This is a genomic window from Paenibacillus sp. V4I7 (assembly GCF_030817275.1).
In the GTDB taxonomy this organism is placed as follows: Bacteria; Bacillota; Bacilli; order Paenibacillales; family NBRC-103111; genus Paenibacillus_E.
In genome coordinates, this window is sequence record NZ_JAUSZD010000002.1 from 2,172,885 (window position 1) to 2,190,458 (window position 17,574).

Annotated in this window: 11 protein-coding genes; all 11 read left to right on the top strand. The window is 47.0% G+C overall.

Annotated elements, in window-relative coordinates; genetic code table 11:
* The first annotated feature begins 21 nt into the window (after window positions 1-21).
* The 11 genes from QFZ80_RS11080 (at window position 22) to QFZ80_RS11130 (ending at window position 17,569) form a co-directional block, all read left to right on the top strand.
* Window positions 22-2,733, top strand: coding sequence for a hypothetical protein (locus QFZ80_RS11080; RefSeq protein ID WP_307558861.1), 2,712 nt, complete (start codon window positions 22-24; stop codon window positions 2,731-2,733).
* Between the two features lie 26 nt (window positions 2,734-2,759).
* Entirely contained in the window at window positions 2,760-5,135 is a 2,376-nt protein-coding gene (locus tag QFZ80_RS11085; protein ID WP_307558863.1) for a glycosyl hydrolase family 95 catalytic domain-containing protein, read from the top strand.
* Window positions 5,132-6,115, top strand: coding sequence for a sialidase family protein (locus QFZ80_RS11090; RefSeq protein ID WP_307546719.1), 984 nt, complete (start codon window positions 5,132-5,134; stop codon window positions 6,113-6,115). The genes QFZ80_RS11085 and QFZ80_RS11090 overlap by 4 nt, the downstream gene beginning before the upstream one ends.
* A gap of 110 nt (window positions 6,116-6,225) precedes the next feature.
* Window positions 6,226-8,379 carry an MGH1-like glycoside hydrolase domain-containing protein gene (locus tag QFZ80_RS11095; RefSeq protein ID WP_307546717.1) on the top strand — a complete coding sequence of 718 codons (2,154 nt, stop codon included), beginning with the start codon at window positions 6,226-6,228 and terminating at the stop codon, window positions 8,377-8,379.
* Window positions 8,380-8,416: 37 nt separating this feature from the next.
* The gene (locus tag QFZ80_RS11100) at window positions 8,417-9,481 is read left to right on the top strand and encodes a sialidase family protein (RefSeq protein WP_307558865.1); all 1,065 of its coding nucleotides are present in this window, start codon (window positions 8,417-8,419) and stop codon (window positions 9,479-9,481) included.
* Window positions 9,482-9,505: 24 nt separating this feature from the next.
* Entirely contained in the window at window positions 9,506-10,396 is an 891-nt protein-coding gene (locus QFZ80_RS11105) for an AraC family transcriptional regulator (RefSeq protein ID WP_307546714.1), read from the top strand.
* 68 nt (window positions 10,397-10,464) lie between these two features.
* A complete protein-coding gene (locus tag QFZ80_RS11110) occupies window positions 10,465-11,487 on the top strand; it encodes an alpha/beta hydrolase family protein (RefSeq protein WP_307546712.1) in 1,023 nt (340 codons plus the stop codon).
* A 113-nt stretch (window positions 11,488-11,600) separates the two neighbouring features.
* Complete coding sequence (locus tag QFZ80_RS11115; RefSeq protein WP_307558867.1) at window positions 11,601-12,728, top strand: ABC transporter ATP-binding protein; 1,128 nt, start codon at window positions 11,601-11,603, stop codon at window positions 12,726-12,728.
* Window positions 12,729-12,743: 15 nt separating this feature from the next.
* Entirely contained in the window at window positions 12,744-15,707 is a 2,964-nt protein-coding gene (locus QFZ80_RS11120; RefSeq protein ID WP_307546707.1) for an extracellular solute-binding protein, read from the top strand.
* Window positions 15,694-16,668, top strand: coding sequence for a carbohydrate ABC transporter permease (locus QFZ80_RS11125; protein WP_307546705.1), 975 nt, complete (start codon window positions 15,694-15,696; stop codon window positions 16,666-16,668). Before QFZ80_RS11120 ends, QFZ80_RS11125 begins: the two co-directional genes overlap by 14 nt.
* Window position 16,669: 1 nt before the next feature.
* Entirely contained in the window at window positions 16,670-17,569 is a 900-nt protein-coding gene (locus QFZ80_RS11130; protein ID WP_307546703.1) for a carbohydrate ABC transporter permease, read from the top strand.
* Window positions 17,570-17,574 lie beyond the last annotated feature (5 nt).

Consider the following 17,574-nt stretch of genomic DNA (forward strand, 5'->3'; position numbering starts at 1 on the left):
AATGGAGGTTGGGTAAAAACGATGAAAGCCGTCACTCTTGGATACGCACCCAATCCAGCCCCGCGGGTGGAAAATGGCATCCGGCTGCTGAAACTAGCGCTGCAGAACTGCGGATATGATGTGAAAGTTGAAGAAGTGTCCTGGACGTGGGACTGTTATCGGTCAGAAACGGGAAGAAAAATCTTTGTGGGAAACCGCAATGAATCTGAATTGCTGCGGCAGTTGGAAGAACGTGACGTACTCCTGTATCACACAGAAGCTCCAGAGGGAGAAGGGTTTTATATCGCCACTTGCCCGGGGAATCTGATGACAGTTTCTGGGGGCAGCGATTCCGGAATACTGTACGGCTGCATGGAGCTTGCGCAGCGTGTCCGTGCTGCAGGGCATCTGCCCGAAGATATGGCCTATGGGGATGCTCCGCGCTTTGCGCTGAGGGGGCCGGCGATCGGACTGCAGAAAACAACCGTCGAACCGCCACGCCAGACATATGAATATCCGATTACCCCCACACGCTTTCCCTGGTTTTACGACCGGGCATTGTGGCAGGAATTTCTCGACATGCTGCTGGAACAGCGGTGCAACATCGTCTATTTGTGGGCTGGCCATCCCTTCTCCTCGTTAGTGAGATTGGAGGATTACCCGGAGGCGCTTGAAGTTACAGAAGAAGAGTTTGCGCTGAACGTTGAAACATTCCGTTGGGTGGCGCAAGAAGCAGACCGGCGAGGCATATGGCTCGTATTGAAGTTCTATAACATACATATTCCGCTACCATTCGCGGAGAAGCACGGGTTGAAGCTGCATCAGCCGAAGCCGCTGCCTATAACAAGCGATTACTATAAGAAATCGATCGCCTCTTTTGTCCGATCATTCCCTAACGTAGGAATGATGGTCTGCCTCGGGGAAGCGCTGCAAGGACAAATATACGGAGTGGAATGGTTTAACGAAACGATTCTTGCAGGTTTGTTGGAAGGACTTAAGGATTCAAATGTGAAGGAAAAGCCGCCGATCATTCTGCGTTCACACGCGATCGAGCCGCAAAAAGTCATTGAGGCGGCGCTGCCTCTGTATCCGAATCTGTATACGGAGGCCAAATATAACGGCGAGTCGTTAACCACTTATACACCACGGGGTAAATGGCAGGACATTCACAACCGTCTCGGCTCACTGAAGACGATTCATATCGTCAATGTACATATACTTGCTAACCTGGAGCCTTTCCGTTACGGGGCGCCTTCGTTTATCCAAAAATGTATGCAGGCGGCCAAATATCGGCTGAAAGCGAACGGGCTTCATCTGTATCCGTTGTTTTTCTGGGATTGGCCGTTTTCGCCTGATTTGGCACAGCCTAGGCTGAAACAATTGGACCGCGATTGGATTTGGTTCGCAGCTTGGTTCCGTTACGCTTGGAACCCGGATCGCGATCCAGCAGCTGAACGGCATTACTGGATCGAATTGCTCGGCCACAGATACGGCAGCCCGGAAGCAGGCGAAGCGATACTAGACGCATATGAAGCGTCCGGAGAATGTGCGCCCAAATTGCTGCGGCGATTCGGGATCACCGAAGGCAACCGCCAAACGATGAGCTTGGGAATGACCATGAGCCAATTGACGAATCCGGAACGGCACATGCCGTGGCCAGATTTATGGGAATCCCAGTCGCCTCAGGGTGAACGGCTGGAGGAATATGTGATCCGGGAGTTGAAAGGCGAACCGCATGTCGGAGAGACGCCGCCGGAAATTATCGCTGATGCCAGTCGGCATGCGGAAGATGCGGTGCAAGCAATCGAACGGGCGTGTAGTTTAGTAACACGGAACCGGGAAGAATTCGATCGCTTGTTCGGTGATATGCATGCAATTCACCATATGGTGCAGGTTTATGCGTATAAAGTTCGGGCAGCATTACTAATTTTGACCTACAAGTTTAGGGTTCAAGGGGAGTATTTCACGCAGTTGGAATGGTTGGAAGAAGCTGCTGAGCACCTTGGGAGAGGCCTGAATAGTTACCGGGAGCTGACGGCTTTGACGGAAAAGACTTATTTATTCGCCAACAGTATGCAGACACCGCAGCGGAAAGTACCGATTCGTAATGGTCTCGAATTTAAGCATTGGACGGAGTGTTTGCCCGTCTATGAGTTAGAGCTGGAACGCTTCCAATTCCATTTGAATGAATTAAAGTCAGGCACTATGCCTGAGGCACTGAAGAACATGAAAGAACCGATTGTTCCATACAGGGAGGTACCATTCACTTTGATTTCCGGCAACGCGGAAACCTACCAGATTGAGAAGGAAGCACAAGTGTTTGTGGATGGGGATATTCACATTGTCGGTTGTGCGGAAGAACTGGATGGTTTGACGGGAATCCGATTCAGTCAAATGGAATCGGGTTTGAACGGAGTGACGATCGATATCGAATTGCAGCAACCATCAAAGGTGTTGATCGGATATTTCAATTCGAAGGATGAGCAGTGGCTTCAAGTCCCAAGCTTGGAGGAAAACACACACGCGGACGACTTGGGCGGGTATGCTCCGGTATTGCAAAAAGGATTGCGTTTGTACGCGTATCCTTCTGTCAATGTCCATACGTTTCGTTACGAAGCAGGAAGGCATTCGCTAGATTTCGGCAAGGGAGCTTACTTGATTCTAGGCGTCGTATCTGCTGATCTAGACATTCGACCAAGGAATGTCGAGCACAAAAACGATGGCATTAACACATTGGATTGGCTGTACGAGTAAGTAATCGACAGATTGGGAGAGAGTCTATGTCAGATAAGAGATCCACACTCTGGTATGGCCAGCCTGCTAAGGATTGGTTCGAAGCGCTACCTATCGGCAACGGCCGATTTGGCGGGATGGTGTATGGCAGCACGAACCGGGAACACATTCAGTTGAACGAGGACACCCTTTGGTCGGGGGAACCCCGGGAGACGGTCCGCTATGATGCGGAGCGGTATTTGGACCCTGTGCGTGAATTGATATTTTCGAAGAAGTACGAAGAAGCGGAGCAGATGATCGAACAATACATGGAAGGGCCGGATATTGAGTCCTACATGCCGCTCGGGGATTTGGAACTTATCTACGACGAAGATGGTGAAATATCGGATTATCACAGGGAATTAGATTTGGATGATGGGGTTGTACGGGTGCGTTACTGTCAAAATGGCGCTATGTTCACCCGTGAAGTGTTCGTATCTGCCGTTGATCAAGTGATGGCGATACGTTTGCATAGCGAGAAAAAAACTAGTTTTACCGCCGTGCTTCACAGCCCGCTGCAGTTTTCTGTGCGTAAAACTGCAGCGGATCGGATCACACTCTCCGGCAGCAGTCCTTATCATGTTTTGCCCAACACGATCAAGTCATCCGACCCCGTTCACTATGCCGAAGGCAAAGGAATGAGCTTCGAAATCCACCTTCAGGCGATTTCGGAGGACGGCAAGGTGGAAGTCAGCGGCGGACGGATTCGCGTCAGCGGGAAAGGAACCGTTACTTTGCTGCTTGCCGCTGCTACCAGCTATAACGGCTTCGATAAAGATCCTTTCGTAATGGGCAAAAATCCAGCGAACTTGTGTGTTGCATGGCTTACGAATGCTGTACGGCTGGGGTACGACCGGTTGAAAGAGCAGCATAAGAGCGAATACGCATCACTATTCGACAGGGTTTCTATCGAGATTGGCGACAGCGAGGATGACAAAAGCAGTTTACCTACGGATGTCCGCATCCAAGCGGTTAAAAATGGGAATGATGACCCTGGTCTTGCTGCACTATTCTTTCAGTTTGGGAGATATTTGCTAATATCCTGCTCCCGTCCCGGTACGCAGCCAGCGAATCTGCAAGGTATTTGGAACGATAAGACCCAACCACCGTGGTGCAGCAGCTGGACAACAAACATTAATACTGAAATGAACTATTGGCCGGTGGAAGTGGGCAATCTTGCGGAATGCCACCGACCGCTGTTTGATCTGATCGAAGACTTACGGATCACAGGCCGGAAAGTGGCCAGTATCCATTACCGCAGTAGGGGATGGACCGCTCACCACAACATTGATTTGTGGCGTACCGCGACGCCGGTGGGCGGATCGCCCAGTTGGGCATTTTGGCCGATGGCCGGCGCTTGGTTATGCCAACACATGTGGGAGCATTATGCTTTCAGCCAGGATGAACAATTTCTCAAACAAGCGTATCCGGTAATGAAAGAAGCCGCGCTGTTTTGTCTGGATTGGCTTATCGAGGATCCGAATGGTTATTTGGTCACCTGCCCGTCCACTTCCCCTGAAAATTTCTTCATTTCCACAGACGGTCAGCGAAGCAGCGTAACAAAAGGAACGACGATGGATTTGGCGCTAATCAAGGGCTTGTTTGCCCACTGCATGGAGGCCAGCCGCATTCTAAACCTAGACTTCACGTATAGGGGAGAACTGGAAAAGACATTGAGCCGAATGCCCCCGTTCCGAATCGGGAAATACGGCCAGCTGCAGGAATGGGACGAAGACTTCGAGGAGTTGGAACCGGGACACCGACACATTGGACATTTGGTCGCTCTTCATCCACTAGATCAAGTAACACGTCATGGACAACCCGAACTGTTCGAAGCCTGCAAGAAAACACTCGAACGCCGTCTTGCGCATGGCGGAGCGCACACGGGCTGGAGCTGCGCTTGGACGATTAACTTTTGGGCGCGGTTGGGTGAACCGACAGAGGCCTGCCGATTCTTAAACGACTTGCTGGCTGGTTTACACCCGAATATGATGAATGCTCATCGGCATCCGAAGGTGAAGATGAATATTTTCCAAATTGACGGTAATTTTGCCGGTATGTCAGGCATTGCGGAAATGCTGCTGCAAAGCCACGGTGGAATGATTCAGCTCCTGCCGGCATTACCGGCCCAGTGGAGGCGCGGTAGCGTGAAGGGATTGAGGGCCCGCGGTGGATTTGAAATCGATATGGACTGGGAAGATGGAAAATTATCACGCGCCTTCATCAAGTCGATTGCCGGCAAGAAGTGCCGGCTATGGATCGCTCAGCCAGTTCAAATCCTTCTGAATGGGCAAATCTACCGTTCGTCTAATGACAAGTCGGTGTTTGAAACGGGCAAGGGATTCTGTTACGAAATCGTTCCTGTATCGGAGGTTACAAGATGAGATATGTCAATACCGTTAAGGAATTCATTTTTGAGGAGGACAGACCCTTCCTCAGCTGTCACGCATCCACTTTGGAACTGCTGCCCGGGGGTGATGTGATTGCCGCATGGTTTGGCGGAACACGAGAGAAAGCCGGGGATGTTGCAATTTGGATATCACGCAGGGGAGACGAGGGATGGACACCACCCGTGAAAGTGGCGGATCAGGAGGATATTCCTCATTGGAATCCCGTCCTTTTTCGATCGAATGACGGCGTCCTTTTTCTATATTATAAAGTTGGAACCAGTATTGCTGAATGGGAAACAATGGTTATTCGCTCTACGGATAACGGATACACATGGACGCCTCCGGTTCCCTTGGTTGAGGGGGATAAGGGAGGAAGGGGACCTGTCAAAAATAAGCCGATTGTACTGCAAGACGGAACGATTGCAGCCCCAGCTTCACTGGAACCTGCCTGGGATGCATTTGTCGACCTCTCGTTCGACGGAGGCGAAACCTGGACTCGCAGTGAAATCGTCCCTTTGGAACACAGCCGTATGAAAGGAAAAGGCATTATTCAGCCGTCTTTATGGGAATCTGCCCCTGGAATTGTACATATGCTCACCCGTAGCACCGAAGGAACTATATATCGCAGCGATTCAACAGACGGGGGAAGAACGTGGTGTCATGCGTATCCCACCGAATTACCCAACAATAACAGCGGAATTGATCTAGTTCAGCTTAATAACGGCACAATTGCACTGGTCTACAATCCTACTCGACCGGAAAACGGGAAGAATAAGGGACCGAGAACGCCGCTCGTCATTCGGCTTTCTGAGGACAACGGCCTTACCTGGGAAAATGAAATTGTGCTGGACGAAGGAGAGAAACAGTATTCCTATCCGGCTATAGTTGCAAGCGGCTTTGACCTATATGTGACCTATACTTGGAAGCGTGAACGCATTGCCTTCTGGAAAATCACACTTGCAGATTTGGCATGATTGACCTATAGTTTGAGCAGATAACCACCATCAATCTCTCAGATGTATTCGATATAATAGACATGGTAGTATAATACACCCATAAGTCGTTATGGGATGGGAGGTCATCCATGCCAGCTGGCAGCCGATTGGACGAAAAATTGCGTGCGGGAAAAAAAGCGCTTCGTACGCTTCCCGGTGCACTCTTGCTCGGTTCGACCGGGGCGCGGTTGTGGGCCGATTATTTGGATCCCGTGCCTGGTTTTTCCGGAAGGTTCGATTTTATTCACAAAGTCAATATTCCTTTGTTGTTTAAGATAACGAACAATTTGGAAGAAAGCTTTGAGCCATGCCAGACCGAATGGTTTCCGAGTCACTTGCACATGGCATATACAGGTAACCGTCTTTCAATGGTTGAACGCAAGTTCATCTCCTGGAATGACTGTGCAGTTTCCTGTCAAACTTGGACGAATCGAAGCAGCGAGGAACTCGTACTACGATTAGAGACGTATGGTGATGCGTTCTTGGAACGCAAAGGGAATTATCTATATGGATTGTTTAACATTGAGCATTATAGCTTTGACGTCGCAGGTGTGATTGCCGTCAGCGATCCCGCATTGCTCGAAGAAGTGCGTTTGAAACCAGGAGAATCCAAAGTGATTATCGTCTCGGCAGCGTTCGGAATTTCCGGACAGGATGACAATGGCTTGCTAAAGGAACGGGCTTCGGCGTATGCGGAAAGCGTCTCCACAATCGATCAGGTTATAGAAAATCAGAGTAACGAGTATCAAGAATGGTTTGAAAAAACACCGACATTTACCAGCAGCGACCCTGTGTTAAACAAGACTTGGACCTATCGTTGGTTTCTGCTTCGGCACAATTTGGCCGATCCACAGTACGGTCACCTGTCCTATCCATTGTTTTACGAGGGAAGATCTCATAAAAAAAGTAAAAAGCCTTTCAGCAAAGGGGGGTGGGAGTTCAGCAAGCTGATCAATCTGTCCGTTCCTCTGCATATTATGGACGCCAGATGGTATCACGATCCGGTATATGGCGAAGGTCCGTTCCGAAACATGAAGAATGCTCCAGGTGAAGACGGCATGTTCAGCTGCTTGACGGTAGATACCATCATGCATTCGTTTGCTAACTTCTCTTGCTGGGCCGCTTACCAGCTGTATCTCGTGCATCGAAACACCGAAATGATAAACGACATACTGCCAGCCATGAAATTGAATGTTTCGGCATGGAACCGTGTAAACGGCAACGATCAGGATCATTTAATGATCGAATACAAACATACACGGACGGGAAAAGAATATCAGCCAAGTTATTGGTATTTCCACCAATTTCCGAAGAATCCGAAGGACAAGGAAACCTACACTCATCTCAAGAGGGTTGATCGCACCGTCTATCACTACTTGAACACGCTCGGCGTTGCTAAATTATGCGAGGTTACTGGCGATCCAGAAGCGGAAGAATTTTATCGACAAGCATACAATATCAAGCAGGACATTCTTGACAAAATGTGGAATGAAGATACAAAGTTCTTCTACGATCTTCATTATCAAACAGACGAGAAAGCGTTTGTCAAAAATATTGTCGGGTTTTATCCTGGTTGGGCGGAGATCCTTGACGATCGTTTCAATGGGATGATCGAGCATCTGTTCAATGAGCAGGAATTTCATACGAAGTGTCCATTCCCGTCTGTTTCCGCCGATTGTCCTGCCTATTCGCAAGAAGGAGGCTGGATGGGCCATTTCGTCAAAGGAAGGAACGGCTGCGTCTGGGACGGTCCGACCTGGCCTTACACCAATTCGATCGCGCTCGACGCGCTCGCAAAGGAAAGTAAGCGGAGAAATCATCAATTCGATCGTCAGTTTGCCTATTATCTACGCGAATATTCGTTTCTCCATTTTATGCAAAGAGATTTAAACCAGCCTGGTCTTGTTGAGCATTACAATAGTGCAACGGGTGAACCGTTAAGTGACGAACAGGAATACAATCACTCGTATTATATCGATCTGATAATTTCACATGTGGCGGGATTGACTATTGAAAAAGAGGGAATTGTCCTAGATCCTCTAAGTACGGGATTGGATTATTTTTGTTTGGACCGCGTGAAGGTAGCTGGCACGGAAATACGGATCACTTACCGGAAACCGAATGTGTCATCAGATATTCCGAATATCGAGGAAGGCTATTGTTTGTATGTAAAAGATAAACTTGTTTTCTCAAATCAAACGCTTTGTCGAACAGAGCTATCTTGGAAGGAAATGAACTTATAGTGAAATGGTTTACCATGCGGACAAGGAGTGTGTTTTAATGAAACGTTTCAATGGAGTTGTCGTACAGTCGGAGACGGATCCGCATCTGCGTGAAGCTTACCTTCCTATTCCATATCCGAATGACAACCATGCCGCTAATTTACTGGAACTAGGCAACGGCGACCTGCTCTGCGTCTGGTTTTCGGGAAGTGGAGAAGGCAATCCCGATACAAATGTATGGATGGCGAGACTTCCTTCTGGATCCAATCAGTGGACTTCTCCTGTGCAGCTTTCGGGTGATCCTGAACGATCCGAGCAAAATCCGATCCTTCATCAAGCACCGGATGGCAAACTATGGCTTTTCCATACGTCCAACGAGCCCCATAATCAAAAAACATCGAGGATTGCTTACCGCATATCGGAAGACCAGGGTTTTACTTGGAGCCCTACCGAGGTTTTGTTTGACGGCCTGGGCATATTTCTGAGGCATCCTCTGCTCGTGCTCAAAAATGGCGATTGGCTTCTCCCGACGTATTACTGTAAACTTGACGGGCACTACAGTGTTGTGCAAATTAGCTCGGATCAAGGGAAAACATGGAAGGAATTCGAAGTGCAGGGAAGCACTCATCGGGTTCAAATGAATGTTGTTGAATTAAACGATGGTACGCTCTATGCGATGTTCCGAAGCCGTCAGGCGGACCGTATCTATACAAGTGTTTCTCGTGACAACGGGAAAAGCTGGACGGTTCCCGTCAAGAGCGAACTGCCGAACAACAATTCCTCGATGCAGTTCGTCAAGCTGCAGAACGGCCATTTGGCCTTGATCTACAACAACTCAACGATGGAGCGGGACCAATTCCGGTGGGTCCAAAGGAAAGGTGAATTCCGGAAAAAACCGCTGCGCACACCACTTACGTTAGCTATTTCGGAAGATGATGGAAAAACATGGCCTTTTTTCAGAAACGTACAGATGGCGGATTTGGAGTACAAAGAAACCGAAATCGGGTATTCCTACCCTTCGATTATCTCCACGCGTGATGGAAAGATTCATATTGCTTTTTCATACTTACGTAAAGGAATCAAACATGTTTGTCTAGCGGAAGAATGGGTAAAAGAGGGTTGAAATCATGTGCCGGAGGTGATGGTCATGAATGGTAGAATCGGTCATTTAAGTGGAGAATTGTTTTTCGACGAAAAGATGGATATTTTCATAAATCGTGAATTGGAATCGTTTACAACTTCCCAGCATACCCATGATTTCGTTGAAATCAGTTATGTGGGGGAAGGAAGCGGTTATCACTACATTGAAGATCAAGTGATTCCCATTAAACAGGGAGATCTGTTTGTGATTCCAATCGGAACATCACATGTGTTTCGGCCGTCCTCTCCGACGCAGGATAAAATGCTCGTCATTTATAACTGCATTTTTCGAGTGGGGCTATTAGAGAACTGGATGCATCTACTTCAGGAAGAATCCCACACCTACAATTCCATCACGTTTCCTTGCAAGTGTCCCGAGCGGTGGCTGCATTTTCAAGATAAGCATGATACGTTTTCAACGATCGTTGACAATATGTATCGGGAATATTTGAAGCGAAGCACCGGCTTTGAGACCATTCTGACCGCTTTGCTGATCCAAATGCTGGTGATGCTGCAGCGTTTTGAATTGAAAAATGAAACAGAAGCTGTTCCTTTTCGAATGTTGGAGGAAGTCGTACATTTCATCAAATCCCATTACACGCAAAACCTTACCGTTCAGCATGTGGCGGATAACTTTTTTTTAAGTGCCAGCCATTTTCAACGTTTGTTTAAAAAATCAACGGGCTTGTCGTTCACGCAATACTTACAAAACGTACGCATTCAAAAATGCTGCGAGCTGCTGAAATCTTCCGATATCCCGATTTACCAAATTGCCAATCAAGTCGGTTATCAGGACATGAAGTTTTTCCATGCCCTATTCCGTAAAAAAACGGGCGTTACGCCTCGACAATATCGACAAAACTTCCAAGAGTTCGAAGATAAAGCTATAACGTATTAATATGAATGGGGCTGACCATAGCAATGGAACAGCTTTTTTTTTTACTTTTAGAAGTGGAGGAATAACTAATGTTGAATCCGGATGATTATTTGGAGCATTTATACAATAACCTGAACGAAGAGACCATCCAAGCGCTCAAAAAACCATGGAATGATAGAAAAGTCGATGTGCGGTCAAAATTGCTTGAATGTTTGGGGGATTTCCCCAAAAGGTCCTGTGAATTGAACCCGATTGTATGTGAGAGGGTAGATAAAGGAGATCATTATCTAGAGCGTGTCATTTATCAAACAGAAATAAACCTTCAGGTTGCTGCATTTGTACTGATTCCGAAACGGCTCATGGGTAGGGCGCCAACCGTGCTTGCCTGGCACGGACACGGATACGGGAGCAGGGAGATCGTGGGATTGCAGCCAGACGGAAACACGGATGATGCGGCTCCTGGCATCCATCAGCATTTTGCTTTGAAACTTGTACAAAGAGGTATGATCGTCGTAGCGCCCGAAATCATCGGGTTCGGTGATCGTAGGCTGTCGGTGGACAAAGAGAAGGATCCAAAGAAAAACAGTTCCTGCTTTTCGCTAGCCTCCCGCTTGCTGCTTTATGGAAAAACGTTAGCAGGCCTGCGGATTTATGAAGCAATCAGATCGCTTGATTATTTGTTAACACGGGAGGATGTCGATCCGGAACGGATCGGATGCATGGGTTTTTCCGGAGGCGGTTTGATTGCTTCACTCGCTTCTGCTTTGGACGAACGCATTAAGGCTACCGTTATTTGTGCGTTTACAAGCACGTTTAGAGGAAGTTTATTAGCAATGAATCATTGCATTGACAATTATATGCCTTCGATTCTTCCTTACGCGGATCTTCCTGAATTGATTGGACTGATCGCACCGAGGGCTCTGTTTGTCGAATCGGGAATCGAAGACCCGCTATTTCCGATTGCTTCCGTAAAGGACGCTATTGTCAAACTCAAAGAGATTTATCATGCCGAGGGAACAGAAGGAAAGTTTGAAGTTGATCTTTTTCCAGGGAAGCATGAAGTATCCGGGAGAAAATCATACGATTGGTTAGCTGGGCAGTTGAAAGCATGATTCACCTATAGAGTAAGCCATCATCACCTATAAGTTAAAAAGTCGATGGATGTATAATGAACTGAAACCGTTATCATTAGGGAAGATTGAAACAGACTATAGGAGGTGCCGCTATGGGGCGCATTCTTTTGAATCACGTGGAAAAACGTTATGGCAAAGATGGCGGATATGCCGTCAAAGATTTCCATTTGGAAATACACGACGGAGAATTTCTTGTCATGGTAGGTCCGTCCGGCTGCGGGAAATCAACGACACTCAGGATGATCGCCGGCTTGGAGGATATAACATCAGGGGAACTTTATATCGGAGATCAATTGGTCAACGATTTGCCGCCGAAGGACAGGGATATTGCGATGGTATTTCAAAATTACGCCTTATACCCGAACATGAGTGTGTACGAAAATATCGCGTTCGGTTTACGCCTGCGTAAAATGCCCAAACACGAGATCGATCTAGCAGTTAAGAAATCGTCGAGAATACTGGAAATCGAACCTTTTCTGGATAGGAAGCCAAGGCAACTCTCCGGCGGTCAGCGCCAACGTGTAGCCCTCGGCCGGGCCATTGTCCGTGATCCCCAAGTGTTCTTAATGGATGAGCCTCTATCCAATTTGGATGCTAAACTGAGAGTCCAAATGAGAACGGAGATCATTAAGTTACATAAGCAGCTTGGCGTGACGATGGTATACGTGACGCATGATCAGGTGGAAGCGATGACAATGGGACATCGCATCGTCGTCATGAAGGACGGCATTATCCAGCAGGTAGATACGCCTCAGAAGATTTACAATAATCCGAGAAATATGTTTGTTGCCGGATTTATCGGAACGCCGCCTATCAATTTAATCGAGGGGAAAATTACGGAAAGCTCAGACGGCAAGCTGGAGTTCCATACCAACCGGTATTATTTGGAAATCCCCTTAAATCAATCGAACATTTTAAAGCAAAAAAATAAAGTGAACAGAACGGTTGTTTTAGGAATCCGCTGTGAGAATATCCATGTAAACCTGGAAGTGAATGATGCTAACACTCATTCCCATTCTCGAATTAGCGGGGTTCAAAAGATCAACGAATTGATGGGGGCGGACATGTATTTGTACATGGATATCGGCATGCCCAATCTGCTGATTGTTCGAACACGTGCTGATCATAACTTTGAGGAAAATGAGAAGCTTGTTCTTTCTCTCGATATGCAGAAAGCGCTATTTTTCGATAAGGAGTCAAAGGACAATCTATTGTACTAAATATACAGCGGAGGGATGGAGTTGAAGGTGTTTTTTCGAACCCGGGTATGGATTTCAATGATGCTGGCACTCGTATGTATGTTCAGTCAAACGCTTCCCGGTTTAGCGGATACAAGCCTTTCATCGGGGACAGATGATTCGAAGACAACGAGCATAGAAAACCAGGCGAATTCATCCAAGCAACTGGATCCTTATTATTTTGAAAAGCTTGATCAATGGAAAAAGGAAGGCGCTTCGACCGATCATAATGGGAAGATTACAATACTCGGATCGAAGCTCGCCGGTCAGTCAGCCGACGCCAATGTTTCTATAGGGCCTTATAATGAAAAAAATGGCGTTTTGATCTGGAGTGCCCTAAGGGATGAATGGATCGAATATGAAGTGGATGTGGCGCAAGGCGGATTGTATACGATTGAAATATCGTACAATCCTTTCATCGGTACGAAATACCGTAAGCCGCTTGCGTTGAACTTGACTTTGGACGGCTCCAATCATTTTCTGGAATCTAAATCCGTGCAATTATACAGACATTGGAAGGATAAGCTTCCGATTCGTAAAGATGAAAGAGGCGATGAAATTCGTCCGACAGCCGAGGACGTGTCCGGATGGTTAACGTGGGAATTGCGCGACTTAGCCGGGGCATACGAAGATCCGCTGCAGTGGTACTTAAAGCCTGGGAAGCACAGAATCCGTTTGGCGGGCAGTGACCCAATGGCGCTTGAATCGATTACGTTCAAAGCAGCGGGCAAAACGGCGGATTATAAAACGGTAAAAAGCGGACTGCCATCGGGAACCACTCCTGTGCAGGCGGATCCGATCGTTGTTGAAGCGGAACAGGTACAATGGAAAAACGATTCATCCATACCGCTCGCTTACGATAACGATATTGCCTCTATGCCCTATGTGCGGGGTCACATTACTTACAATGTGATTGATGGACAACGGTGGGCATCGAATAATCAAGAGATCAGTTGGAACTTTGACGTACCGGAGACCGGTTACTACAAAATTGCCATGCGCGCGGATCAATCGTTCGTGTCCAACCGATCATCGTTCCGACAGATCATGATTAACGGTAAAGTGCCGTTTTCTGAACTGAAAGCGTACCGGTTTTTATATGCGTCAGGATGGAAAGAAATTGCGCTTGCCGACGATCAGGGCAAGCCCTATGAGTTTTATTTGCAAAAAGGTACCAATGAAATCTCGATGCGCGTCACACATGCTCCCTTGAAACCGATTGCTTACGATCTTGAAAATGTAATTTCCGATCTGAGAAAGCTATCCCGCGATTTATTAACGCTGACAGGCGGGGTGGACGATAAATATCGGACATGGGATATTAATAAAGATCTTCCGGGATTTATTGAGCAGTTTAACGATTTAAACAAAAATTTGAACGGAATTCAAACACGCCTGGAAACGATAAACGATCGTTCGGATGCCGTTTCACAAGCCTTGTTAACTGTCAGGAAAGATATCGAATCGTTGCTGAAAGATCCAGATGAAATTCCATATAATACAGGCAAAATGATTACGCTGCAAGGCAAGTTGGCTGACCAGATCAAGCAGCTCAGCTTTCAACCACTCCAGTTGGATCGCCTTTATGTCGTTCCGGTTGAGAAACCGTTTCCAACCATGGTAGCGTCTTTTTACGAAAAAATGGAAGGTGCGGTCGTGAATTTTTTCAATTCTTTTAAAGCAAAGGGAAGTAAGAAAACGGATGATAAAGTGCTCGATGTTTGGATGTTGCGCGGACGGGATTACGTCAATATGCTGCAAAGTTTGGCGGATGAAATGTTTACAACGCAAACAGGAATCAAGGTCAGGGTGAACCTGCTTAAAGATGAGAAGCTGCTCGTGTTGATGAACGCAGCAGGAATTGCGCCTGACGTCGCGTTAGGCTTGCAGCAAGATATTCCGTTCGATTATGCCATTCGTAATGGTATATATGATCTGAAGCAATTTCCGGACTTCGAAACGTTCTATCAGCGTTTTGCCCCGGGTTCGTGGACGCCATTCCAATATAACGGAGGCTTCTACGGTGTACCTGAAACGCAAACGTTCCAAGTGATGTACTACCGGAAAGATATTTTGCAAGGTTTGGGCTTGCAAGTTCCCGACACGTGGGATGAACTTTACAAGATGCTGCCTGTGCTTCAACAGAACGGTATGAACTTCACACCAGTCGAACATAGTGTTTTCATGCAGATGCATGGAGCGGAATACTATCAGCAAGACGGTACGAAATCGGGTTTGAGCTCGGAAAAAGGATTCGAAGCGTTCAAGAAATGGAGCGAATTGCAAAACAAATTTGCGATTGATCAAAGGATGGATAGTTTCTACCAGCACTTCCGGAGTGGAACGTATCCGATCGGCGTTGCCGATTTGAATACGTACCTTCAATTGACCGTGGCAGCACCCGAACTTAATGGTTTGTGGGGGGTCGCTCCGATTCCCGGAGTTCGGCAGGATGACGGGACGGTAGTTCGATGGTCGGGCGGAAACATGCAGGCTTCGACCATTATGAAAAACGGGAAGAATCCGCAGGAAAGCTGGGAATTTTTGAAATGGTGGACGTCTGCAGAAGTGCAGGAGAGGTTTGGAACAGATTTGGAAACGCTCAATGGTGTTACGTTCCGCTGGAACACATCCAATATTGATGCGTTCGTGCAGCTTCCGTGGAAAGAAGATGATCTCAAAGCCATATTGGAGCAATGGAAATGGTTTAGGGAAATTCCTAACGTACCCGGCAGCTACTTCATGGAACGTGAGCTGCTAAATGCGTGGAACCGGACCGTGGTCGACGGGATGAACTATCGAACTTCACTGGAAATCGGAATGAAAGAAGTGGACCAAGAAATCCAAAGAAAACTGCAAGAGTTCAAATTTATCGATACAAACGGTAAAGTAATACGGTCGTTGAAACTGCCAGTTATTACGAAGCCTTGGGAAGGGGTGGATAAGTATGTTGAAAAGTGATTCGCAAGTGCTTCCTGGTCTGCATACTTCCACAAACAGGGTGAAGAAAAAGAATCCTTCTTTTTTGCAAACGATTTGGTCATACCGGACGTCATATTTATTCGTAACACCTTTTATGATCTGTTTCACTCTCTTTATTTTTCTTCCGGTTATTTCCGCTATTTTACTTAGCTTTACGCATTATAATTCAATTGAACCTCCCGAATTCGCCGGTTGGGACAATTTCCGGCGCATGCTTTCCCAGGATCTAATATTGATCAAACACGCTTTGCCGAACACCATCACGTTTGCATTAATTGTCGGACCGGGTGGATATATCGCCGCTTTTATGTTGGCGTGGTTAATTTCGATCTTGCCTGGTGTTTACCGTAAATGGTTTACGCTCGCCATGTATACACCATCCTTGGCGGGCATGGTTGCCATGAGCATTATTTGGACTCCGATGTTGTCCAGTGATCGGATCGGTTATTTGAATAGTGTTCTTCTTAATTTTGGCTTCATTAGCGAACCGATATTATGGGTTAACAGCAAAGAATATTTGATGGGCTCCATGATTTTCGTCACGCTTTGGAAAAGCATGGGGATTGGTTTTCTAGCCATGCTGGCCGGTATTTTGAATGTGAATTCGGAACTGTACGAGGCTGGAAGGCTTGACGGTATTCGAAGCAGATTGGAAGAAATTTGGTACATTACAATTCCTGCGACAAAGCCGCAAATGCTTTTCGGCGCAGTCATGGCCGTCGTCGGGGCGATTCAATCCGGAGGAATAGGAACTGCGCTTTCAGGAATGAATCCGACACCTCAGTATTCCGGTCATGTGATCGTTACCCATATTGACGACTACGGCTTCACACGTTTTGAGCTCGGCTATTCGACTGCGTTATCCGTTCTCCTACTTATATTTATTTATTTCGCCAATAAGCTATGTAATAAGTTATTCGGCACAAAGGAGGACGAATAAAATGAATAACGTGGTAGCTCTCCGAAAATTCAATTCGTGGCGAAAACGCAAACGACTGCGCAAGTTCAGCCCTACAGAAAAAGTTTCGATGGTTATACTCGTTTTGATGAGTATCTTCTTGCTGCTGCCATTGATCTATATTTTTAATCATGCGTTCAAACCGTATCATGAGCTGTTTATTTATCCGCCGAACATATTCGTAAGGGAGCCCTCTTTTCAAAATTTTTTGGAATTGGTTTCAATCACGAAGAGCACGGCAGTTCCGATAACCCGTTATCTTTTTAACAGCTTTGTCGTAACCGGACTAGCTGTCGTTGCAATCACCATCGTAAGCGCCATGTGTGCTTATCCGATTTCTAAACACAAATTTCCTGGGCACAAAATTATGTTCGCGACGATCCTTTTGACGCTTCTGTTCGTGCCTGAGGTCGTTGCAATTCCCCGGTACTTGATCGTCAGCAATTTGGGCATTTTTAATACGTATTGGGGGCACGTCCTGCCGCTCGTAGCCGTACCGACCGGCGTGTTTCTCATGAAACAGTTCATCGATCAGCTACCGGATGAATTGCTCGATTCCGCTAGAATTGATGGAGCTAAAGAGTTTACGCTTTTTATAAAAATTGTCATACCGGTTGTTATGCCCGCTATTGCGACCATCGGGATCATAGCATTCAATTCCGCATGGGGGAATACGGAAACATCAGCGATGTTCATGCAGGATGAAGAAATGAGAACATTCCCGTTCTACATGGAGACGTTGACCAGCGGTTTGGCGAACAGTGTGGCAAGGCAAGGCGCTGCGGCTGCGGCTGCGATGCTCCTGTTTTTACCGAATTTTATCATGTTTTTGGCGTTCCAAAGTAAGGTCATCGCTACAATGGCACATTCTGGTATCAAGTAATAATA